The sequence below is a fragment of the Gilliamella sp. Nev5-1 genome (assembly GCF_001690895.1).
Lineage (GTDB): Bacteria > Pseudomonadota > Gammaproteobacteria > Enterobacterales > Orbaceae > Gilliamella > Gilliamella apicola_C.
Genome location: NZ_LZHO01000083.1, coordinates 20,231 through 42,261 on the forward strand (window position 1 = coordinate 20,231; position 22,031 = coordinate 42,261).

The window sequence follows — 22,031 nt, forward strand, 5'->3', positions numbered from 1 at the left end:
TATAGTATGTCAAATCAATTAATGTTTCACAGCACAGTCGTGCAACCAGTTAAACGTAATAATCAAATTTGGATCACGTCCACCGAGCTATCTAAGCTTTTACAATATGCAGATTCTAAATCAGTAACAAAGATTTATAGTCGGAACAAGGATGAGTTCACCGATAAAATGACAATGGTGGTCAAATTGACTACCAATGGAATAAACAACAGTCTACGCAAGAAATCAGTACGAATTTTCTCACTTCGAGGAGCGCATCTAATCGCAATGTTTGCTAGTACAAATGTAGCAAAAGAAGTGCGTAAATGGTTGTTAGATTTAGCTGATAAAGAGGCAGGTCATTCACAAACAAGAAAAGATATGATTGAGGTAAGTAGAACCAACCTAATTTGTTTAGTTCATCACATGCTTTGGTTGAACGATTTCTACATAGATAATCGTTTATATGATGTTTTTAAAATGCTGGGGTCTAATTTCGGTGTAAGACTTCACGATCATTTTGGCGACGGTGCTTTTGTTGCTTCGATGTTTAAACAACAGCTAGAAAAGAAACAATTACGGCAAGTATAAGTTAAGGAATGTACAACCCTTTTTTTAATCGCTTTTATAATCTATTGAAAAATATAGATTAATTTAAGAGCTAGAAAAAAGGGTTATTTTCGAAAAAATGGTTAAATTTTAGTTAAAACAAAAGGCTATGTTTGATATAATCTAGTTCACCGCCGAGTAGGCGGTTTAGAAAATTTTCTGAATTCTTTTGCGATTTCAGTGTTAGTTCACCGCCGAGTAGGCGGTTTAGAAATTCGCTTATATCACTAACGCCATTTTTGAAGCGTTCACCGCCGAGTAGGCGGTTTAGAAATATCTTTGATATCTCGGTCTGGCAGGGATACCGTTCACCGCCGAGTAGGCGGTTTAGAAAGTTCGGCTATCCGTTGATGGCGGCAGGGCTTGGTTCACCGCCGAGTAGGCGGTTTAGAAAATTATAACTACACCAAATATTGCAATACCGTAGTTCACCGCCGAGTAGGCGGTTTAGAAATAATTTTGACCCAAAGAGAAAAGTAGGGACTGGTTCACCGCTGCATAAGCGGTTTAGAAAAAAATTAGCATATCGATATCATGCGTTATCATGTTCACCGCTGCGTAAGCGGTTTAGAAAATATCATCAGACAAAAAAGTAAGCCCTGTACTGTTCACCGCTGCGTAAGCGGTTTAGAAATCCGCTTGTGCTTGCTGTAGCGCTGCTTGTGCGTTCACCGCTGCGTAAGCGGTTTAGAAAACTTTCATTTACTCTATAAGCTTTCCCAACATGTTTACCGCTGCATAAGCGGTTTAGAAAATTACCGAAATTATTAAGGAGATGGTATGAAAAAGATTTTATGTTATTTAATTTTTTTTCTGTGTTTTATTTCATTTATCTCAGAGGCTGCTGGGAAAAAAGAAAAATTTAAGCCCGATGGGAAAGAATTATTTATTATTAACGAATATGCTCCAGTAGCTCGTATACAAGTACATACAGCCCCAGAGGTTGGAACATCCAAATTTTTACCCATCGAAAAATATAAAGGCATGGTTGGGTATGTTGATAAAATAATTAAAACTAATTACGATTCTTATAAAAAGATTGTTTTGAAAAATGGAGATGTTTTTTATTTAGATAAAACTTCATTCGGAACATCTGAACCAAAGTATGAATCAGAAGAATATTTAATTAGTATGGGGGAATATGAAAAAGTAAAAAATAATATTGAAGAAACAAAAAAAATAAAACTTTATAATATAAGTGATATTTCTATCAAAACAGTAACAGCAGGCAAAGACGGTATTTATAATGTTACATTATCTAATGGATTAACTTTAAGATGGAATGATTTTAAAGTATTACAAAACTTTATTAAAAATATAACTGATGAAACTGATGTAAAACTCTTAATAAACACATTAAAGGGAGGCGGCATTTATCTCTATTACGATGATATAGATGACTTTTATCAAATTTCCGTAGGTGGTAACTCACCGCTAGAACTGTTTTTAAAAATTTTTGGCACAAAAAAAATAATGCCAGTTGCTAAGGTGACGTATGGTGGCTCAAACTGGGTTTTTGCAGATAGTTTTGTTGTTTTTCAAAATGGAAAAAAACTATCTCGCAATAATGTTCAATTTAAAAGAGATAGTAGATCAGTCGTTGTTGAATGGTATAACTTCGCATGTCCCAAAGAAGATTTGGATAGCATTAGATTGTTAGATGAAAATGAAGAGGCGACTGTAAGATTCTATGGTTCTAATCACAATAAAGATAAACAGATCGATAAAGAAAGTATCAAAAAAATAAAAGAAATTATTGCGCTATATGATATGTTGACGAAATATTACACCATTTAAAGCAATTCAAACCCTCTTAGAGGGTTTTTTATTATCTAAAATAAGGTATCCATATGAAAGTTTTTTCAATAGTTTTTCATGATAAAAATGGCGTAATACTCGCTACAGATCGGCATGAAGATTGTTGGATAAGGTTATTTGGGGAGTATTATGGTCGCTTAACCAAGGTTAGAGACCATAATGAATTTATTAAGGCTGGAAGCATGATGAAATTAGTCGAATTACGTCAGGAGTCCGAGATAGACCCAAGTCTAATAGTTTCAATACCAAGTGTTTTGTGGCGTCTACAGATTACCGCCGCATAGGTGGTTTTCATTAAAAATCTAACTGTTCAGGCTTAATTTGCAACGCTTCGGCAATTTTAATCCGCGTTGCTTTTCTTAGTTTTTGGCTTTTTTCATATTGAGAATAAGCCGATTGACTAATACCTATTTTATTCGCAACGTCAACTTGAGATAGCTTTAAATATTCACGCCATGCTTGTGCTGGAGAATAATTATTATCAAAAACCATGTTGACAACTTCGCTTGGTACACCTGTTTCCACATCAATTGCTTTTGCGTTTGATAGCTCTAAATATTGATTGTAAGGCATAACCACAAATTGTGGCTGTCCTTGTTCATTATTAATAAACTGTATATTAGTAAGTGCGTTCATCGCGTTTTTTCACCTCTTCAATAGAAACAATATGAATAGCACCATCAAAATTAAAAAACACTCGATAGTTACCCACTCGTAATCTGTACTGATATTTATGATTAGTTAAAGACTTTACATTAATACAATTCGGCATGTTAGCCAGTTCATCAATTTTATTACGGATTAAAGCATTGCCTTGAATTTTACGTAACTGCTTTAAGGCTTTAATTTGATAAATAATTTTATTCATTTTGTTGTTCTAACTAATCTTGATATAAGTATTATATAAGTCATATAAGTTTTTGTAAATAAAAATATAAGCAAAACACAAATAAATTAGTTTAATCATCTGGAGAAAACTATGGAAACATTTCATTGGAGACCTCAAAACAGCTCCACGATTTCAGTATCACCGAAAGTTAAGATAATTAAGTTTGGTGATGGCTATGAGCAACGCATTCGGGACGGTATTAACAACGATCTGCGCTCATACAACGTAACATTTGTTGGATTATCAGAAGATATCAGCTTGATTGATGATTTTCTTAGCCGACATAATGCGATTAAAGCCTTTTTATGGCGAGAGCCTAATACTCACAAAACGATCAAAGTTGTTTGTCGTTCTTGGACATCAACGCCCAACGGCGCAGCTAAAACAATTTCCGCAACATTTGAAGAGGTGGTCGCATGACTTTACATGTACCTAGTGATTCACTTAAATTGCTAACAAAATTCGAACAAGGAGCGATGATTGACTTGTATGATGTAGATCTTTCAAAAATTGCTGGTGAAAAATTAATTTTTAGATTTCATGCAGGGTTAAATCATTTGCGAAAAGCCGTTGTTTGGCAGGGCAAAACATATGAGCCCTATCCAATTCAGGTAACGGGCTTTCAAAAAAATGGACAGGGAACTAGTAACCGTCCAACAATGACAGTTTCCAACGCCTTTGGTCTAATAACGGGATTAGTGAATAGCTTTGATGATCTGCTTGGAGCGATAGTTACTAGGCGTCAAGTGCTCGCGGAATTCTTGGATGCGGAAAACTTTGAGGGTGGAAATAGTAGAGCAGATCCTACCCAAGAGCTTGTTTCACAATATTTAGTGGAACGATTAACAAATTTAATACCATCAGAATCAGCAACATTTGAACTTGCATTGCCATGCGAGAGTGACGGAGTGATATTACCTGCTCGGGTAATAATTGCGCATACATGTTGTTGGCGATATCGCAGCTCTGAGTGTAGTTATACGGGCAGCGCGGTTGCAGATGAAAGAGATACTCCAACAAACGATATCACAAAAGACAAATGCTCTGGAACGTTAACTGGTTGCAAGCTTCGATTTGGTAAAAACGGCATTCTGCCCTTTGGCGGTTTTCCAGCCTCTGCAAAACTTTCTTAAATAATCATGAAAAATAAAATACTTAATCACGCTAAACAATGCGGTGAGGCTGAGTGCTGCGGATTTGTTATTGATAACAAAACATATCTACCGTGCAATAACATCTCATCCACAACGGCAGAAACATTTGAAATTTCGCCTGACGACTGGATTAGAGCAGAGCAACTTGGTGAGATAACAGCAATCGTACATTCACACCCTAATGGTTTACCCATTCTGAGTGAAGCAGACCAATTTTATCAACAGCAGACGGGTTTGCCTTGGTGGTTGGTTTGTAATGACGAAATTCATAAATATAGATTTATACCGCCACTTCTTGGGCGTGAATTTAAACACGGGGCAGTGGATTGTTATACGCTATTTCGGGATGCATACCATCTATGTGGTTTTGATTTTCCAAACTTTCACCGCGACGACGATTGGTGGCACAACGGGCAAAACTTGTATTTGGATAATATGGAATCTAATGGGTTCTATCAAGTAAGTGCTTCTTGCCTGAAAAATGGCGATGTTATTCTGTTTTCACTGAACAGTAATGCCGTCAATCATGCTGCAATTTACATTGACGACAACTTAATCATTCATCATTTGCCAAATCGACTATCAAAACGTGATTTGTTTAGTGGATATTGGCTCAAAAATTATCATTCAATTTGGAGGCATAAAAAATGGCAACCGTTAAATTTTACGGCGATCTTAAACAATATGGCGATAAGTACAAAATAAATGCAGATACTGCTGCTGAAGCGTTGAATTGCCTATATTTTCAAATAAAAGGCTTAAAAAAGCGGATTTTAGACGGTTATTTTCGTGTACGAATTAATGGCATAGATATGAATGAGAACAATCTACAATTTGGGCTTCACAATCGAATTTCTCATAACGCCGTAATTCATATTGTACCACGTGTTACTGGCGCGAAAAATGGTGGAATCCTTGGTTTTATAGCTGGCGCAGTTATGGTTGTCGTTGGAGCGTGGACTGGGCAATATTGGTTAGTTGGAATGGGGGTGGGAATGATGGTTGGTGGCGTCGCAATGATGATGACGAAAACCCCAAAAATGCCAGACGCAACTAATGATGACGGTAAAAAAAGCACCTCATTTTCAAATCTAGGGAATACCGCGGCGCAGGGGGCGCCTGTTCCATTGCCGTACGGAGAAATAATGGTTGGGTCTAGGGTTGAATCACAGGGGGTTGAAACGATGGATGTGGAGGAATAAATGGGGAAAAGTTCTGGGAAAACAAAAACGCCGCGGATTGAGGCGGATAATCTAGAATCCAAACAGCAATTATCTATTATTGATGTTATCGGAGAGGGACAAATTGAGGGCCCTGTCGGGGGGCTAAAAGGTGTTTTTTTAAATAAAACGCCAATCCAAGCGGACAATGGGACATATAATTTTAACGGCGTTGAAGTTGAGTGGACCGCAGGGACGCAGGCGCAATTGCCGTTATCTGGATTTGCGGAAACACAAAATGAAATTCCAGTTAGCTTAGAAGTGAAACAAAAAACACCTATAGTTAGAACTATTACCGACCCCTATGTTGACCGTGTGAGAGTAACAGTCGGTGTATCTGCACTATATAACCAGACTAACAGCGGTGATATAACAAGAGCCTCTGTTAGCATGGCAGTTCAAATCGGAACCGGCGCGGGATGGGTTACAAAAAAAATTGTTGAATTGAAAAATAAAAAAACACGCTCTCAATATTTAACATCTGTAATTTTAGATGATTTACCGCCGAAGCCGTTTAATATTCGCGTTATGCGTTTAGATCCTGATGGCTCCGATCTGCTGGTTAACAATACAATTTGGTCATCATATACCGAAATTTACGACACCAAACTATCATACCCAAACACTGCGCTAGTGGGGTTACGATTTGATTCGTCTCAATTCAATGGCGTACCAGCTAGAACATATCGGATTAGAGGCATTAGATGCAAAATTCCCGACAATTACGATCCCATATCCAGGACATATCACGGCATTTGGTTGGGCGAGTTTAAAACCGAATGGACAAATAATCCCGCGTGGATAGTTTACGATCTGATAACAAACACTCGCTATGGAATGGGATACCGATTCGGAAAATTTGCAATTGACAAATTTATGCTGTACTCGATTGCGCAATATTGCGATGAGCTAGTCGATGATGGTTTCGGTGGCAAAGAGCCGAGATTTACGTGCAATTGTTATATAACAGAACGCGCTCAGGCGTATGATTTACTAAACAATTTCTTTTCAATATTTCGAGCAATGCCGATATGGGACGGGACGCAACTCACCGCTATTATTGATAGACCTAGCGATACCGTCGCTATTTACACTAATGCAAATGTTATTGAGGGCAAATTTAGTTACTCATCATCGGCAATGAAAGACAGGCACACAGCGGTTCGAGTTAAATATATTGATCCAAATTACGGATGGGAACCAGTTACAGAATATGTTGCAGATGATGAGGCAATCAAGCGGTTTGGACTAAATGTGTTAGACGTTGAAGCGTTTGGTTGCACATCACGAGGTCAGGCGCACCGTACAGGAAAATGGATTATAACTACAGAAAAATATGAACGTCAAACAGTCACGTTTATTGTTGGACGAGAGGGATTGAGGCACTTACCAGGTGATGTGATTGAGATTTTAGATAATGAATATGTTATGTCACAAGCAGGCGGTAGAATTGTTTCCGTGGCTGATAATGTCGTCACATTAGATCGTAATGTGGAAATTGATGAAAACTCATATTTTACATATCAAGATGTTAATACAAAACTGATAAAAGTTAAGGTGTTATCTCAAAAATCTCCGAACATGCTAATTTTAGAGCACACTATAAATGCCGATCAATGGTCAACGTGGATTTTAACGAATGTTAATGTATCATCGCGACTATTTAAAGCCATTACTATCAGTGAAAACGACGACGGCACGTATTCTATAACAGCAATAGAGCACGAGCCTAAAAAAGAGGCAATTGTTGATAAAGGCGCTGTTTTTACCCCTAACAACGCGCAATCAATTAGCTGGGGAATCCCGCCAATTGACGATCTTTCAGTTTCAGTCACGCCTGATAGTGATGAGTATCAAGCCGTTCTGTCATGGACAACCCCAAGAACAATAAAACATCTGGAATTTCAGGTTACTATTTTGCGGAATGGTAAATTAGTATCACGTCAGACTGTGCCGGACATGAGCGTAACAATGAGCAATCTGGATGATGGTAAATACATGGCATCTGTGCGCGGGATATCGACAGAGGATGGCAGGCTGGGGGATGAATCTACAGTAACGTTTACTATTGCGCCACCGGAGACGCCAACTCAATTAGTTTTTGCAACATCTAGTAACACCGTGGCTATTAAACCTATTATGCCATCGAATGTTGGTTTGGGAACGGTTTTCGAATATTACAAGGGGGCAACGCTTGATGAGGTGAGGGCTATGGCTAATTACCTTGGCAGAACATCAAATAAGTTGATTGATGCTGATGTCCAAGCATCTACAACCTATTATTATGGTGTAATTGCGGTTAATGCCGCTGGGCGCTCGGGAATGTGCACTGGCTCGGCCACCACAGCAGATGATACGGTTGGCACCGCAGGAGGTATTTTTAGAATAAAAACTGCCGATGGGGTTTTCCCTGAAAATAATGATAATGCCACGCAACTTTTTCATGACGTGCTAGGCATGTGGCCATCACGAGATACAGTGCTAATAGTCTATGCCGAGGACGACAACAGGGATGTAACTAAAACAGAGGCAAAAATGTATGATGGTGCAAAATGGGTATCGCCGGCATTATTTTTGGATGGCAATTTGATTGCGACGGGTACAATTAGTGGCGATAGGTTAGTTGCATATACAGAGATCAAAGCGCCTATTATTCGAGGTGGCAGCATCAACATTAATGATCGATTTGTTGTTGAACCAGACGGCTCAGCTACCATCAAATATCTAAATGGAAACGCAGGTACAGTAATGAAGGATGGAACAATAAAAATCTTTGATGAAACAGGCGCTTTAGTCGTCCAAATCGGTAATCTGGAGGTTTAATGTCATTCGGTATTAAGGTTTTTACAAAAACAGGTCCGGCATATAATCTAGATGGAAATTGTACATCTATGTTTATTTCTGGGGCGTTAGGCTCATATGTCTATCCAAAAACAGGTCTGTATGTGCCCGAGGGTTATGATTATTATGCTCATCTTTCGCACGCCTGCGGTTTCGCAGATGAATTTGATGAAACAGATGCAAATGTTATTGTCGCATCGGCTGATCCGATAGCATATTTAGATGAACATCGGCAATTGTGTTTTAGAAATGGGAAAAATGCAATAGGGCAGACGGAGCATTTCCCATCTGATGTTAATCTTAACCCCAGACAACAACTTGTTTTATTAACATGGCCCAAGCCTGCACACGCAAATGGATATGGTATTTTGTTTAATGGTGTTAATTCTTTTTTTCAAATTAATCAAAATACTAACTTTAGCAATGTGATATGGAAGGGCGATGTTGAAATTACTAATAGGGGTTGGCGAATTCAAAATATAAACCCGTCGTTAACTCATCATAATTCGTTTATATTTTTTTATTGTGAAGATCCAACAATCTCGATTGGCAGAAGCTGGAAACTGGGCGATAGGGACGATATAATTTACATCCCGTATGATCATAATGGTGGCGTGAGCAACAAAACAATAAAAGCTAAAGCCGTAGTTTTTGGAGTTAGTCAAATCAAAACATCTCAATACGGGTTGAGAATATACAAAAATAAACGTGTTGTATATGATTCATGCAATGAGGTGTTAATAAATCCTGTTTTTGCTCGCTTTGATCAATATGAAGTTGGGCATATGAAATCAATACAAGGAATTAAGCGTCCGATGTTTGCACGTGTATGTGTTGGTGCTCAATATATTATACAGAGCAACGGCGGGTGGTTTTGCGATATAGGTTTACGATCAAACGGATATCAACTATCAACAACAGTACAAAAAACATTTAAAGCGTGGTGGTTAGAATCTGAATTACCGTTCTCGTCATTTGTTTCTGAGCAACCGGTTATGATTTTAGACGCTGAAAATTATTTCAAATTCTAATATAAGAAGCGTATCCATGAAAACCATTACAACCTAAAACTGAAAGGCACTGGCAGCATACGACAAAAATTGGATAACTTCCCTACAAAATTGGATGCTCTAATTGATGTCAAATGCGCGGATATTAACAAAGAGCATGAGCTAAAAAAATTATTAAAATTATAATTTAATTTATTCAATAAAACCGCTACATGAGCGGTTTTTTCATGTCTAAAATTTAAGGAAAATTATGGCAAAAATATCAGGAATTTTAACAGATGGTGCGGGTAAAATTATCAACAACTGTACTATCGAGTTATACGCAAAAAGAACAACAAACAAAGTTCTGGCTCAAACACAGGCATTCGAAGTTGCAGAAAACGGTAGTTACACAATGAACGTGCTACCTTGTGACTATGAAGTAAAACTAATTATAAATGGGTTTCCGCCGAAAAAGCTGGGCACTATTCAAGTATTTTCTGACTCAAAAGACGGTACATTAAATGATTTTTTATTAAATCCAGTTGAAAGCGAAATTACACCAGCGATACTACAACAGGTTGTTAATGCTCGCAATGCGGCAAAAAAATCAGCAGATGATGCTAAAAAATTCGCATCGACAATTGATACCGCAACATTAGTTAAAAAATCAGGCGATGAAATGACTGGAACATTGCGAATCAACGACGGAGATAAATCAGCAATACAATTACAAAACGCTGCTGGGCAAATCTGGCAACAGCGCACATTTGCGGACGGCAGTTTTTGTCTTGAGCGATATAATTCTGTTTTAAATCAGTGGATTAGGTTTTTGAGGTACGTAGAGCCTGAGAATTCATGGAAATTTGAAAATATTGATGATGTCACAATTAATAATAAGTCTGTGTTAAAAAGTGGTGATTATGGTGTTGGGGCTGTTGTTGGTGCGATAGCTGAAAATTTTGATGGTCATCTTGCAGGCGGTTTTTATCAATGTAGCACATCTGATTTCTCTGATTTGCAATTTGCGGGCGATAGTGCAGCGACACTATTAACGTATCCGAGCAATAGCAAATCGTGGAAAGTTGAGCAGTTATCAGTAGTTAGTAGTAAAACGCCGAAAATCTATTATCGTTGCGATACGCGAGATGGCAAACAGAAATGGTACGAAGCGATCACAACAGCGAATTCAACTGTAGATAGCAATGGTTTTCTGAAAAAAGCGTCGCCAATTTTGCGGTTGTTTGCGACTGAAAATATTGATGATGTTGATGATTTTAAAAAATCGGGCTGTAGTTTAGTGAATGATTTGGCCGCTGGCGTGACAGCTAAACGAATTGATATTGGTCATTACGAAATCAGCGGTAGTTTAGGTTTTGCAAAAGAGGGGTGGTATATAACGCTACCCGAGGACGCTAACGGCAATAAAAAATTTTTTGCTGAGTACTCAACTGATGAAAACAACATCATCACAGTTAAAACATACACACGAAAATTCGATTTTGAGAGCTGTCAAATCGTTGCTGGTGAGCCAATTGACATAACTGAGGGACGCTGGATAGACATTCGATTAGAAATGCCAGTTGTTGAGGTAATTGAGAATGAAGAGCCGATACCGAGCACACTAAATCCAGTCATTATTAACAATGATGAAAACTAACTAACAAAACACACTATCAATCTTCAACTTACAATACTCAACAGCGTCATCTAGCATCACAAAATCAGCTATATCAAATAATGTTTTTGGTGTTTGATAGAACACATAATTGTGATCGTCATAGCTGTTGATAATGTAGCACTCGCCGACGATCTCATAATCGTAATCGTCGGGCGTCATGCGTATGTAAATTGGTAGCGTGTAGTTTATTGTTATCATACTGTGAAAAATTGATGAGTTTTATTTATTATAGATAAATACTTTTTGATGTGAACTTTTGAGAAAATGGTCGCAAAAAGTGTTAGAATATGTGAGAATATAATTGAATAACTTATTGATATTTAACGATGAAAAACTCGATAAAAAGTACTGTATATTCTAAGTTATTTTTATAAGTGATTGATTTATAAAAATATATTTTCGGATTGCAAATCCGTCTACCTCGGTTCGACTCCGGGACGCGCCTCCATTTAAATTAATCATTTTTCTATTTTATTGGGTTTCATTTATTTTTCAATTTGGCGATCATAATATTATCAATATTAACTATGAGCTACTTTAATTATCATGCGAAAGCGAAGAAGTTAATCAAGAATGGCGATCTTGTTAGGTATGAATTTGTTGATGATTGGAATGGTATTAAACCTGCGTTAGTTTTATATTTAAAAAATGCTAATCCTATGCCGATTAGAGAATATCGGTGGGATGAATATTTGCCATTGTTGAACTCTTCATTTGAATAATGCAAAGAATGGGCGTTATATTTCGCCCATCTTATATGTTTTGAGTAGAAGTAATAGCACTTGGCTATTTGACTTTTTGTTTTTCTAACAATGGTTTTAAATATTTTCCCGTATAGGACTGTTTAGATTTTGCCACTTCTTCTGGTGTGCCTTCAGCGATAATTTCACCGCCACCATTACCTCCTTCAGGACCCAAATCAACAATCCAATCAGCAGTTTTAACCACATCCAAGTTATGCTCGATAACAACAATGGTATTTCCTTTATCTCGCAATGAATGTAATTGTGCTAGCAATTGCTTCACATCAGCAAAATGTAAACCAGTTGTTGGCTCGTCTAATATATATAAAGTTCGACCTGTATCTCGTTTAGATAACTCTTTTGCAAGCTTTACACGTTGTGCTTCACCGCCCGATAATGTGGTCGCTGATTGCCCAATAGTAATATAAGACAATCCAACATCAATCAATGTTTGTAGCTTGCGTGATACCATCGGTACTGCATCAAAAAATTCACGACCTTCTTCGACGGTCATATTTAAAATTTCGTTAATCGACTTACCTTTATATTTGATTTCTAAGGTTTCACGATTATAACGGGCACCATGACACTGATCACAAGGCACATAAATATCGGGTAAAAAGTGCATTTCAACTTTAATTAATCCATCACCTTGACAAGCCTCACAACGTCCACCTTTAACATTAAAGCTAAATCGACCAGGTGTATAGCCCCTAGCACGCGATTCTGGTACACCAGCATAAAGTTCACGGATCGATGTAAAAAATCCAGTATATGTTGCAGGATTAGAACGAGGTGTACGACCAATTGGGCTTTGATCAATGGCAATGACTTTATCAAAATAATCAAGCCCTTTAATCGCTTTATACGGTGCTATATCGCTTTTTTCTGCACCATTAAGTTCATTTTGAGCTAATGGATATAAGGTGTCATTAATTAAAGTTGATTTTCCCGATCCTGATACCCCAGTAATACAGGTAAATAATCCAACAGGAATATTTAATGTAACATCTTTGAGATTATTTCCCGTTGCACCAATAAGCGATAACATTTTTTTCTTATCAACTTTAGTGCGATCAGCTGGAATTTCAATTTGTTCTTTTCCAGATAAATATTGTCCTGTTAAAGAGGTTTTACATGCCATAATTTGTTTTGGCGTACCTTGTGCTACAACTTCACCGCCATGTACACCAGCACCAGGTCCAATATCAATGACATAATCAGCAGCCATAATAGCTTCTTCATCATGCTCAACCACAATAACCGTATTACCTAAATCACGTAAATGCGTTAATGTGTCAATCAAGCGGGTATTATCGCGTTGATGCAAACCGATAGATGGCTCATCAAGTACATACATCACCCCAACAAGCCCAGCTCCAATTTGACTAGCCAATCGAATACGTTGGGCTTCACCACCTGATAAAGTTTCTGCTGAACGTGAAAGCGTTAAATAGTTGAGGCCAACATTAATCAGGAATTGTAAACGATCGTTGATCTCTTTTAATATTTTCTCGGCTATTTGTGCTCGTTGCCCAGTCAATGACAATTTATCAAAAAAGTTTTTAGCTTGTTGCGTACTTAAATCGCTAATTGTCGGTAAATTAGTATCATTTATAAAAACATTTCTTGCTGCTGTACATAATCTTGAACCATCACAGCAAGGGCAAGGTCGATGACTAATATATTTTGCTAGCTCTTCGCGGATAGTTTGCGATTCTGTTTCTTTATAGCGACGTGCCAAATTATTAAGAATACCTTCAAACGGGTGTTTACGCTTAACCACATCACCACGGTCATTTGTATACACAAATTGGATTTCAGTGCTACCTGAGCCATTCAATAAGATATCTTTTATTTTTTGTGGTAGCTTTTCATATGGTTTATCAATATCAAAATTATAATGCTCAGCTAATGATTTTAGCATCTGAAAATAATAAAAGTTGCGACGATCCCAACCTTTAATTGCACCAGCCGCTAATGAAACTTCTGGCATCTGCACAATCCGTTTTGAATCAAAATATTGTTGCACACCCAATCCATCACACTCAGGACATGCACCCGCGGGGTTATTAAATGAAAATAATCGTGGCTCTAGCTCCGAAATACTATAACCGCAAATAGGGCAAGCAAAATTAGCCGAGAACAAATGTTCTTGGGCTTGCGGATCATCCAAATTTGCTACTTTAACAATGCCATTAGTGATTGAAAGCACTGTCTCAATTGACTCAGCAAGGCGAGGTTTTAAATCATCACGAATACGAAAACGATCTACCACAACCTCAATGGTATGTTTCTTTTGTAATTCAAGTAAAGGGGGATCTGAAAGATCATAGACATCACCATCTACTCTTACTCGAATATATCCACTGGCAGCAAGTTGTTCAAATAATTTAACAAACTCACCTTTGCGCTCTGTGACAACGGGTGCAAGTAACATATAACGATTTTCAGCAGGCAACGCCATAATACTATCAACCATCTGTGATACTGTTTGAGCCGCTAATGGCAAGTGATGATTTGGACAACGAGGCTCCCCAATTCTGGCAAAAAGCAATCGTAAATAATCATAAATTTCAGTGATAGTTCCAACTGTCGAACGGGGATTATGCGAAGTTGATTTTTGTTCTATTGAAATAGCAGGGGATAAGCCTTCAATATGATCTACATCAGGTTTTTCCATTAGTGACAAAAACTGACGAGCATATGCCGATAAAGATTCAACATAACGTCGTTGACCTTCCGCATATAGAGTATCAAATGCTAACGAAGATTTGCCCGATCCCGAAAGACCAGTAATTACAACTAGCTTATCTCTTGGAATGGTTACATTAATGTTTTTTAAATTATGCGTTCGCGCACCACGAATATCGATATCTTTGATTGACATAGATCTCTTCTTATATGTGTTTTTAAACTAAATGAATAGAAAACCAACTGTATATTATACCAGTGGCATTTAATTAAATATACTACTATATAGAGAAATGCATTAATTAAGTGTTTTTATACTCAAACACTAATTTTTCTGAAAATTTTAATAAAATATTTGTTGCACTTATTTGTTATAACATGAATAAAAACGGTCATTAATGACCGCTTTTTTGCAAATTTAATTGATTAATTTAGGTGTGGCATCAACGGGAATAATTGCCCCTCGATATTGTATAACTGTACCAGCAACTAAATGACCTTGCAATGCTGATTGTGTTGGATTCTTTCCGTTTAAACGGGCAGCAAGATAACCAGCACTAAACGAATCACCAGCTGCTGTGGTATCAATTACATTTTCCTTTGCTATTTTATTAGCTGGAACTTCGAAACGACCTTCAGCAGAATCAATAATACAACTATCACTGCCACGTTTGATTACAATTTCAGTAACGCCAAACTGCTTTGTACGTTCAATGACTTGCTCATAAGGCAACTTGCCCCATAACAAATCTTCATCATCTAACGTTAAAAATGCAATATCTGTATAGGATAAAATATCGGCATAAACACTACGAGCTAATTCAAGGCTACTCCATAAATGTGGACGGAAATTATTATCAAAGATGACTTTACCGCCATGAGATTTAACACGTTTTAAAAGTGCTAATAATTTAACAATACTTTCAGCATCTAAAATGGCAATACTAATACCACTCAAATAGACATAATCACACAGAGCAATTTGTTGAATGATTTTATCTGCCTTAGATGATTTTAACCAAAATTTAGCGGCAGCATCATTGCGCCAGTAATAAAATGATCTTTCGCCCTGTTCATCAGTAACAATAGAATAAAGCCCAGGCAGTTTGTTAGGCATTTTTTGTACTAATTCCGTTTGAATATTTTCTTTTTGCCAACAATTTAACATCTCTTGACTAAAAGGATCAGTGCCAAGCGCTGTGACATAATAAATTGAAAAAACATTATCTTTTAATAAACGTGACAAATAAACAGATGTATTAAGTGTATCACCACCAAAGCCTCGTGTAGTCGAATCTTGTCTCATTGAAAGTTCGATCATGCATTCGCCAATAACCGCAATTTTTGTTGCCATAATATTTACCTAAGATCCTTATTCTAAATTTAAATAATCAAATGCAATTTTTACCACAACTTTACGAACAGCCACCATTTTGCCATCAATTGCGCAAAGTGGTTTATGCACTTCATGAGGAAAAAATACAATAAAATCGTTTGGTTGTAAAACTAATATGGTTTCTTCTCTCGGTGTTTCAATGAAAGCAATATCATTTTCTGTTAATTTATCATCCAAAATTGTTGTGTGAGGCGGTAACGTGCACACTGCCATTCCTTCTTGCCCTTCTAAAACAATCTGAACGTCAATATATTTTTCATGATATTCTGGATTAGCCTCGTTGATGTGACGTGGAGAATTATCCGATACCATAAAAAACATTTTATCGCCATCAATATCATAACGCCCTATAGGAGTATTCCTATTCACGTTATCTTTAATATATTCAATTGACTGTTTTATTTTTTCTGGAAGGTAAGGGACTAACCTTAAATGATTGATATTACCTATAATCATGCTAAATGATCCTTAAAAATATTGATGAAGATTAATACTGATAATGGCATTAATTGCAACTAACTTACACTATGATAAAGCTAATTAAATTAATAAAGAGTATATACTTAAGTCGCCTGTTTTTGTAGATCATATTGCTAATAAGTTTTTATAGCCTTTTATAGTTTAGCCATCACTTGTTTACGGTTATATGAGATACTAATGTAGAGTAATCTACAAAAAACAAAACGAATACTTTATTGCGGTCAAGAAATATAGCGGCTACACCATAAAGAAAATCACCACCATTATCAACGTGTTAACATTAGTTGTTTAACCATTGAAAAATGGGTTACGCCAATTCTAAATTGGAAAAGATAATAACGAACTAGTTTATTGTAGAGTGTGGCGATAGTATTTCTTGCCGCTTTTAACGGGTAAATGCGCAAACTCTGGCGCAGAGAGCCATAAACCACCATGCGTTTTATGGATATTTATAGATCCAAGTAATATTGGGATAATTTGCAAATGCTTGGGGAAAGAGATAAAAACCACTTAATGTTGGAAAATGAGTATACTTCCATTCAACATTAAAATCAGGTTGGAATTTAATAATAGAATCAAAAAGTAATGTTGTGCAATAAAGATGGGGTTGTTCTCTTGGTGCTAATATAAAAGCTTCACCTTGTTTGATTAAAAGGTCATTGACAATTTGCGATCGCTGCACATCAGACAAAAAATTAGGTCTTGCTATAGCATATTTTTCAGCTAATTTAGGAGTAATAAATTCGTTTAAGGTTGACACAATTACTTGATTGAGGCGATTATTATCATCACTTGTTGTAGCGTGGATAATTTTAATCTCTGGTTGAATTGATATAATCATACCAATATGTGAGAAATCACCGCCACCTAACTGATTGACAATAAAACTATCGGTTTGTATACCTTTCCTAAAAACCCAGTCTCCTACCTTTATAGAATAAGGCAATTCAATGGTTTGATTGGAAGAAGAAGCAAGCTGATTAGCAAATGCAAAATTTATCAGCATGAGAAAAATAATAGGAAAAAAACGGTAATGTTTCATCAAAATTGTTTCGCAATTAAAAAGGGTAAAATTTTACCCTTTTATCATTTCTAATATAACAATTAACATTAGCTATAATTTATATTTTCATACGAATTAACCATTTACCATCAACTTTGATTAATGAGATGTTTTTTTCATCTTTTTTAGTATTATCTTTGAAAGAAGCGCTAACTTGCACTTTAGCCATTGTTTTTTCATCATTGGTATATTCTGCAGGTGCTGCTTCGACTTTATCAAAACCACCATGTTTATCGGCAAACGCTTTCCCTCTTTTAAGCGCTTCTTGCATTTTACTTTTCATAAACGTTGTCATATCGATATCTTTGCTATCTTCTTTAGGAAAATAGATCAGATCCATAACGGTATCTGAATCACCTTTGTAGATTGCTGTGATAAATTTTTCTGCTACTTGTTCTGGTGTTTTTTCTGATGAACAAGCTGTCACCATCAGGGCTAGTAAAAACACACTAAAAAATTTGATAATTGTTTTCATTTTCATTCCTATTATAGATTTATTCAAATTTATAAGCGCTTTCTTAGATAAATAAAAAATGTAGATAAAATAAAAAATGGCATCCAAGGAAAGCGCCAAAAATGATACTATGTAATTATCTAAAAAAAAAGCAATTTCATTAAAGCACAAAAATGGTTATTTGAAATTTAATAAGATATTTTGCCAATTAGGATCGAGCGCAGCTTTTAATATTATTTGCTTTTGTTCAATAGGGTGTGTGATTTTCAGTGTATGGGCATGAAGCATTAATCGTTTAATACCGAAATAATCAGCAAATGCTCGGTTTTGATGAAGGTCGCCGTGTTTACTGTCCCCTAAAATAGGGTGAAAAATATGTTTCATATGGCGTCTTAATTGATGTTTACGGCCTGTTTGTGGTTTTAATTCGACAAAACTGTATCTTACGCTATCAAATTTCCTCACTTTAATGGGTATTTCAATTTTGCTAATACCTCGGTAAAAAGTCACTGCATTTTGTGCTGGCTTGTTTTTATCAGAAAATTTATCGGCGATTTTATCTAATTCCTCAACTAAAGGATAATCGATTATAGCTTCACCTTCCACGTAACCTCGCACAATGGCATAATAAGTTTTTTCAATTTGCTTCGTTGCAAATTGTTCAGACATTATTCGTGCTATATCACTAGAGAGCGCAAATAATAGTACTCCTGATGTTGGTCGATCAAGCCGATGAACGGGAAACACATGTTGACCTATCTGATCTCGCAAAGTTTGCATAACAACAACCGTTTCATGTTTATCTAGCCAACTGCGATGTACAAGCCAACCAGATGGCTTGTTAATAGCGATTAGATTGTCATCTTGGTAAATAATTTCAAACATATTTTATTATTACTAACTAATCAATTATAAAAAGAGTTTTTCTAGTTCTATTGCGATGCTTGGGCTATTATTATCGCCAATGGCATAACTTGCTTTAGCTTTCACTTCATCATCAGCATTCCCCATTGCAATTCCTAATCCAGCAACAGATAGCATACTGATGTCATTATAACTATCGCCAAAAGCAATTATTTCACTTAGATCAATATTTTCGTGTTCTGCCCAATGAGTTAAACCATTGCCCTTGGTATTGCCTTTCACTGCAACATCCGCTCTATTTGACCAAGACCATTCACATGAAAACATATCTAATGCCTCTACTGCATTTGAAAACTGTTGCAATGCAGATATATTATGGCTACTTGTGGCAAATTTGAAAATTGAGGCAGATTCATCTATCAGTTTTTCAAAGCTATTCACTTTTTTGATTTCTGGTTGTAAAAAGGTGGGTAGTGTATTAACCCACTTAAAAAAACTTTCAAGATGATCATCAAGAACTTCATAAGTCATCGATTGATCAGTATAAATTAAAGTATGTATCTTATACTGATTAACTAACTCCAATAATGTTTTTGCTTGATCTTTTGTCATTGGTTTTCCCGCAAACAATTGCTCATTTTCAAAATTGTAAAGATAAGAGCCATTACAGCAAATTGCTGGCGTTGATAAGTTAAGTTGGTAATAATAAGGGTAAATTACAGAATGATGGCGCCCTGAAACTAAAATCACTTTTACACCTTGATCGCTTATTTTTTTGATCATATTGGCTGTTTCTGGCAGAACTAAACGATTACTGGTAAGTAATGTACCATCCATATCAAAGGCAACGGCTTTATATTTCATATTTATCCTCTTTGCGTAATTATTATGGTCTAGCTAACCATCGCATAACTAACTAATCATATAACTAACTAATCACATAACTAATATGCTATATGATAAACTAGACCACGAGATCAAGTCACACTAAAACTCTATTTTTTGACGACCAATAAATGAATGAGAAAGTGTTGTACCATCAACCATTTCAAGTTCACCACCAACTGGTACACCATGAGCAATTCGAGTTGCTGTTACATTAAACTCTGCGCACATTTGCGCAATGTAATTAGCTGTCGCATCGCCTTCAACGGTTGGATTAGTGGCTAAAATAACTTCATTGATTGGTTCTGATGCTAGTTTGATTTTTAATAAATCAAGACCAATGTCGCTAGGGCCGATACCATCTAATGGCGATAAGTGACCTAATAATACAAAATAACGACCACTATACTGCCCAGTTTGTTCAATGGCAACGATATCAGCTGGTGTTTCGACCACACAAAGCTGTCCGCTACTTTGACGGCGAGCATTTTTACAAATAGAACAAATATTTTGCTCGGTGAATGTTCGACACTCTTTACAATGGCCTATATTTATCATTGCCTCATGCAATTCATGAGCCAATTTAATACCACCTTGTCGATTTCGTTGTAATAAATGAAAGGCCATTCGTTGTGCCGATTTTGGACCAACACCAGGTAAACAACGCAGTGCTTCCATAAGAGATTCTAGTAATGGACTTATTTGCATGAATTAATTTATTTCTCGCAGTTTTAAATTATTAGGTTAATAATACCTTTTTTCAATAATCTATTAAATAAGAATTATTTTAAAGGTTTATTTAATGTTGATGAAAATTGAAAAATTGTAGGCAAATTCGTAGGCACAATAGTACTTAGCAGACAACAATTTACATAATAAATTGTTAAATCTATACTTATTATTGATAGATTTTAGTCATTTTTTATTTTTGTACGATGGTAACTTTTTAATTCATCACCTTTCAAAAGGCGTGCAATGTTACTATTGTGGCGAATAATAATCAAACATGAAAGCATAGAAACAGGTAAAGTGAGCTCAGGTTTAAATAGCCAAACATAAAAAGGCGCCATAAGAAAGCCAACAATCGCAGCCACGGATGAATAACCAGTAATGAATAGCGCCAGTAGCCAAGTCAGAATAAAACAACCTGTAAAATCAAAACCTATTGGAATCATCATACCTAAGGCAGTTGCAACTCCTTTGCCACCACGAAAATGAAAAAAACAGGGAAAGATATGTCCTAAACAAGCAAAAATACCAATAATCCCTAAAAAGAAAGGTGTCACTCCAAGCCGATAAGCTATATAAACGGGAATAGCACCTTTTAACATATCAAAAATTAAAACAAAAATAGCGGGTAATTTGCCATTTAATCGTAAAATATTGGTCGCACCGGGGTTATGTGAGCCATGTTCAGAAGGATCAGGCAAATGCATGATTCGGCTGATAATCATGGCACCAGAAAGTGATCCCTCAAGATAGGCAATGATAATCATCAATATAATTTGTAATATCAAAATACAACTCCTTTACTTCTTATAATAGTCTTTATTTAATCTAGCATTTAAGTTGTTTTATAACCTAAATACAGGAGTCAGAAACAAATTAAACTACAAATCATCAACCCCAAATTAAAGCTTTTACAGCTAGCTAAACAATAAAAAAACAGTTTAACATGTCTATAAAGCAATGGGGTATTCCTATGATAGCGATTATCGCTTCAAAAAACTGTATGAGCAAGGTTGTGATCTTATTCGTCGAAAAAATGATCTTCTTATAGTTTAGTAAATAGCTTAATTCAAAAATTGGTAAATATATAGGCAAATAAATAAACGTTTTTTATAGTTTGTCAAGGGCATTTTTGATTTAAGATTAGCGCAAAATAGCATTACTCATTTTACAATAGCGAACAAATGATTTACATTATGTTAGTCATTAATTGATTTTTTCGAAACAAAATTTACCTTATATTGTTTCTTTGTTCATTGTCATTATATAAATATCAACAATAAAGCTTTACAGCAACAATTCTATATAAATAAATTAAATCAAATTATTAACTATGATAGGTGTGTTTTTTTATAACGAATAACGCATTATAGAAAACAGCATTTAGGTAATTTTTAGCGCAATATTAATTTTTACTATACTTTAACACTCATTTTTTATTTTTGCTTATTCCTTGTTTTTTAATGAACTAATATAAATTATTTATCAATATAAGGCCTATTTGTAATGGTTTTATGGGTTTTTAGGACAGCTAGCCGAAAGG

At 35.9% G+C, this 22,031-nt stretch carries 21 protein-coding genes and 1 CRISPR repeat array; of the genes, 10 read left to right on the forward strand and 11 right to left on the reverse strand.

The genetic code is table 11. From position 1 onward, the window contains the following. The first annotated feature begins 6 nt into the window (after positions 1–6). Both A9G41_RS11505 and A9G41_RS11510 read left to right on the forward strand, forming a co-directional pair. On the forward strand, positions 7–570 hold the full coding sequence (locus tag A9G41_RS11505; RefSeq protein WP_075539707.1) for a BRO family protein: 564 nt from the start codon (positions 7–9) through the stop codon (positions 568–570). 144 nt (positions 571–714) lie between these two features. After that, positions 715–1,342: direct repeats of the CRISPR family, unit length 28 nt; unit sequence GTTCACCGCCGAGTAGGCGGTTTAGAAA. A 26-nt stretch (positions 1,343–1,368) separates the two neighbouring features. Continuing rightward, a complete protein-coding gene (locus tag A9G41_RS11510; RefSeq protein ID WP_065582247.1) occupies positions 1,369–2,385 on the forward strand; it encodes a hypothetical protein in 1,017 nt (338 codons plus the stop codon). Positions 2,386–2,700: 315 nt separating this feature from the next. Here A9G41_RS11510 and A9G41_RS11520 read toward each other — a convergent pair whose 3' ends face one another. Both A9G41_RS11520 and A9G41_RS11525 read right to left on the reverse strand, forming a co-directional pair. Beyond that, a complete protein-coding gene (locus tag A9G41_RS11520; protein ID WP_065582249.1) occupies positions 2,701–3,042 on the reverse strand; it encodes a helix-turn-helix domain-containing protein in 342 nt (113 codons plus the stop codon). Then, positions 3,026–3,274 carry a type II toxin-antitoxin system RelE family toxin gene (locus tag A9G41_RS11525; RefSeq protein ID WP_065568161.1) on the reverse strand — a complete coding sequence of 83 codons (249 nt, stop codon included), beginning with the start codon at positions 3,272–3,274 and terminating at the stop codon, positions 3,026–3,028. Before A9G41_RS11525 ends, A9G41_RS11520 begins: the two co-directional genes overlap by 17 nt. Positions 3,275–3,385: 111 nt before the next feature. Between A9G41_RS11525 and A9G41_RS11530 the strand changes: the two genes are divergently transcribed. The 8 genes from A9G41_RS11530 (at position 3,386) to A9G41_RS11565 (ending at position 11,902) form a co-directional block, all read left to right on the forward strand. Beyond that, positions 3,386–3,715, forward strand: coding sequence for a phage tail protein (locus A9G41_RS11530; RefSeq protein WP_065582250.1), 330 nt, complete (start codon positions 3,386–3,388; stop codon positions 3,713–3,715). After that, positions 3,712–4,428, forward strand: coding sequence for a phage minor tail protein L (locus tag A9G41_RS11535; RefSeq protein WP_065582251.1), 717 nt, complete (start codon positions 3,712–3,714; stop codon positions 4,426–4,428). Before A9G41_RS11530 ends, A9G41_RS11535 begins: the two co-directional genes overlap by 4 nt. Before the next feature lie 6 nt (positions 4,429–4,434). Further along, positions 4,435–5,154 carry a C40 family peptidase gene (locus A9G41_RS11540; protein WP_065582252.1) on the forward strand — a complete coding sequence of 240 codons (720 nt, stop codon included), beginning with the start codon at positions 4,435–4,437 and terminating at the stop codon, positions 5,152–5,154. Next, on the forward strand, positions 5,097–5,651 hold the full coding sequence (locus tag A9G41_RS11545) for a tail assembly protein (protein ID WP_065582253.1): 555 nt from the start codon (positions 5,097–5,099) through the stop codon (positions 5,649–5,651). The genes A9G41_RS11540 and A9G41_RS11545 overlap by 58 nt, the downstream gene beginning before the upstream one ends. Next, on the forward strand, positions 5,652–8,492 hold the full coding sequence (locus tag A9G41_RS11550; protein WP_065582254.1) for a host specificity protein J: 2,841 nt from the start codon (positions 5,652–5,654) through the stop codon (positions 8,490–8,492). It begins immediately after the preceding gene. Next, the gene (locus tag A9G41_RS11555; RefSeq protein ID WP_065582255.1) at positions 8,492–9,541 is read left to right on the forward strand and encodes a hypothetical protein; all 1,050 of its coding nucleotides are present in this window, start codon (positions 8,492–8,494) and stop codon (positions 9,539–9,541) included. Before A9G41_RS11550 ends, A9G41_RS11555 begins: the two co-directional genes overlap by 1 nt. Positions 9,542–9,770: 229 nt before the next feature. After that, on the forward strand, positions 9,771–11,159 hold the full coding sequence (locus tag A9G41_RS11560) for a phage tail fiber protein (protein WP_065582256.1): 1,389 nt from the start codon (positions 9,771–9,773) through the stop codon (positions 11,157–11,159). A gap of 548 nt (positions 11,160–11,707) precedes the next feature. Further along, the gene (locus A9G41_RS11565; RefSeq protein WP_065581761.1) at positions 11,708–11,902 is read left to right on the forward strand and encodes a thermostable hemolysin delta-VPH; all 195 of its coding nucleotides are present in this window, start codon (positions 11,708–11,710) and stop codon (positions 11,900–11,902) included. A 64-nt stretch (positions 11,903–11,966) separates the two neighbouring features. Here A9G41_RS11565 and uvrA read toward each other — a convergent pair whose 3' ends face one another. The 9 genes from uvrA to plsY form a co-directional block, all read right to left on the reverse strand. Continuing rightward, positions 11,967–14,807, reverse strand: coding sequence for an excinuclease ABC subunit UvrA (uvrA, locus tag A9G41_RS11570; RefSeq protein ID WP_141675174.1), 2,841 nt, complete (start codon positions 14,805–14,807; stop codon positions 11,967–11,969). Positions 14,808–15,035: 228 nt separating this feature from the next. After that, a complete protein-coding gene (locus tag A9G41_RS11575) occupies positions 15,036–15,974 on the reverse strand; it encodes a sugar kinase (RefSeq protein ID WP_442902702.1) in 939 nt (312 codons plus the stop codon). A 15-nt stretch (positions 15,975–15,989) separates the two neighbouring features. Continuing rightward, the gene (locus A9G41_RS11580) at positions 15,990–16,469 is read right to left on the reverse strand and encodes a YhcH/YjgK/YiaL family protein (protein ID WP_065581764.1); all 480 of its coding nucleotides are present in this window, start codon (positions 16,467–16,469) and stop codon (positions 15,990–15,992) included. Positions 16,470–16,932: 463 nt separating this feature from the next. Beyond that, positions 16,933–17,499: a hypothetical protein gene (locus A9G41_RS11585; RefSeq protein ID WP_141675170.1), complete on the reverse strand. Its 567-nt coding sequence runs from the start codon at positions 17,497–17,499 to the stop codon at positions 16,933–16,935. Between the two features lie 115 nt (positions 17,500–17,614). Continuing rightward, positions 17,615–18,031: a DUF4878 domain-containing protein gene (locus tag A9G41_RS11590; protein ID WP_065581766.1), complete on the reverse strand. Its 417-nt coding sequence runs from the start codon at positions 18,029–18,031 to the stop codon at positions 17,615–17,617. Between the two features lie 156 nt (positions 18,032–18,187). Continuing rightward, a complete protein-coding gene (gene truC, locus A9G41_RS11595; protein ID WP_065581767.1) occupies positions 18,188–18,895 on the reverse strand; it encodes a tRNA pseudouridine(65) synthase TruC in 708 nt (235 codons plus the stop codon). Positions 18,896–18,919: 24 nt separating this feature from the next. Further along, positions 18,920–19,738 (reverse strand): pyridoxal phosphatase, encoded by an 819-nt coding sequence (locus tag A9G41_RS11600; protein ID WP_065580303.1) that lies wholly within the window; start codon positions 19,736–19,738, stop codon positions 18,920–18,922. Between the two features lie 123 nt (positions 19,739–19,861). Next, positions 19,862–20,467, reverse strand: a complete 606-nt coding sequence (gene recR / locus A9G41_RS11605; RefSeq protein WP_065581768.1) for a recombination mediator RecR — start codon at positions 20,465–20,467, stop codon at positions 19,862–19,864. Between the two features lie 203 nt (positions 20,468–20,670). Then, the gene (gene plsY / locus A9G41_RS11610; protein ID WP_065581769.1) at positions 20,671–21,255 is read right to left on the reverse strand and encodes a glycerol-3-phosphate 1-O-acyltransferase PlsY; all 585 of its coding nucleotides are present in this window, start codon (positions 21,253–21,255) and stop codon (positions 20,671–20,673) included. Between the last annotated feature and the right edge of the window lie 776 nt (positions 21,256–22,031).

Coding starts and splice junctions, on each gene's coding strand:
- A9G41_RS11505 (WP_075539707.1), top strand. CDS start 7: ATGTCAAATCAATTAATGTTTCACAGCACAGTCGTGCAACCAGTTAAA.
- A9G41_RS11510 (WP_065582247.1), top strand. CDS start 1,369: ATGAAAAAGATTTTATGTTATTTAATTTTTTTTCTGTGTTTTATTTCA.
- A9G41_RS11520 (WP_065582249.1), bottom strand. CDS start 3,042: ATGAACGCACTTACTAATATACAGTTTATTAATAATGAACAAGGACAG.
- A9G41_RS11525 (WP_065568161.1), bottom strand. CDS start 3,274: ATGAATAAAATTATTTATCAAATTAAAGCCTTAAAGCAGTTACGTAAA.
- A9G41_RS11530 (WP_065582250.1), top strand. CDS start 3,386: ATGGAAACATTTCATTGGAGACCTCAAAACAGCTCCACGATTTCAGTA.
- A9G41_RS11535 (WP_065582251.1), top strand. CDS start 3,712: ATGACTTTACATGTACCTAGTGATTCACTTAAATTGCTAACAAAATTC.
- A9G41_RS11540 (WP_065582252.1), top strand. CDS start 4,435: ATGAAAAATAAAATACTTAATCACGCTAAACAATGCGGTGAGGCTGAG.
- A9G41_RS11545 (WP_065582253.1), top strand. CDS start 5,097: ATGGCAACCGTTAAATTTTACGGCGATCTTAAACAATATGGCGATAAG.
- A9G41_RS11550 (WP_065582254.1), top strand. CDS start 5,652: ATGGGGAAAAGTTCTGGGAAAACAAAAACGCCGCGGATTGAGGCGGAT.
- A9G41_RS11555 (WP_065582255.1), top strand. CDS start 8,492: ATGTCATTCGGTATTAAGGTTTTTACAAAAACAGGTCCGGCATATAAT.
- A9G41_RS11560 (WP_065582256.1), top strand. CDS start 9,771: ATGGCAAAAATATCAGGAATTTTAACAGATGGTGCGGGTAAAATTATC.
- A9G41_RS11565 (WP_065581761.1), top strand. CDS start 11,708: ATGAGCTACTTTAATTATCATGCGAAAGCGAAGAAGTTAATCAAGAAT.
- A9G41_RS11580 (WP_065581764.1), bottom strand. CDS start 16,469: ATGATTATAGGTAATATCAATCATTTAAGGTTAGTCCCTTACCTTCCA.
- A9G41_RS11585 (WP_141675170.1), bottom strand. CDS start 17,499: ATGCTGATAAATTTTGCATTTGCTAATCAGCTTGCTTCTTCTTCCAAT.
- A9G41_RS11590 (WP_065581766.1), bottom strand. CDS start 18,031: ATGAAAACAATTATCAAATTTTTTAGTGTGTTTTTACTAGCCCTGATG.
- truC (WP_065581767.1), bottom strand. CDS start 18,895: ATGTTTGAAATTATTTACCAAGATGACAATCTAATCGCTATTAACAAG.
- A9G41_RS11600 (WP_065580303.1), bottom strand. CDS start 19,738: ATGAAATATAAAGCCGTTGCCTTTGATATGGATGGTACATTACTTACC.
- recR (WP_065581768.1), bottom strand. CDS start 20,467: ATGCAAATAAGTCCATTACTAGAATCTCTTATGGAAGCACTGCGTTGT.
- plsY (WP_065581769.1), bottom strand. CDS start 21,255: ATGATTATCATTGCCTATCTTGAGGGATCACTTTCTGGTGCCATGATT.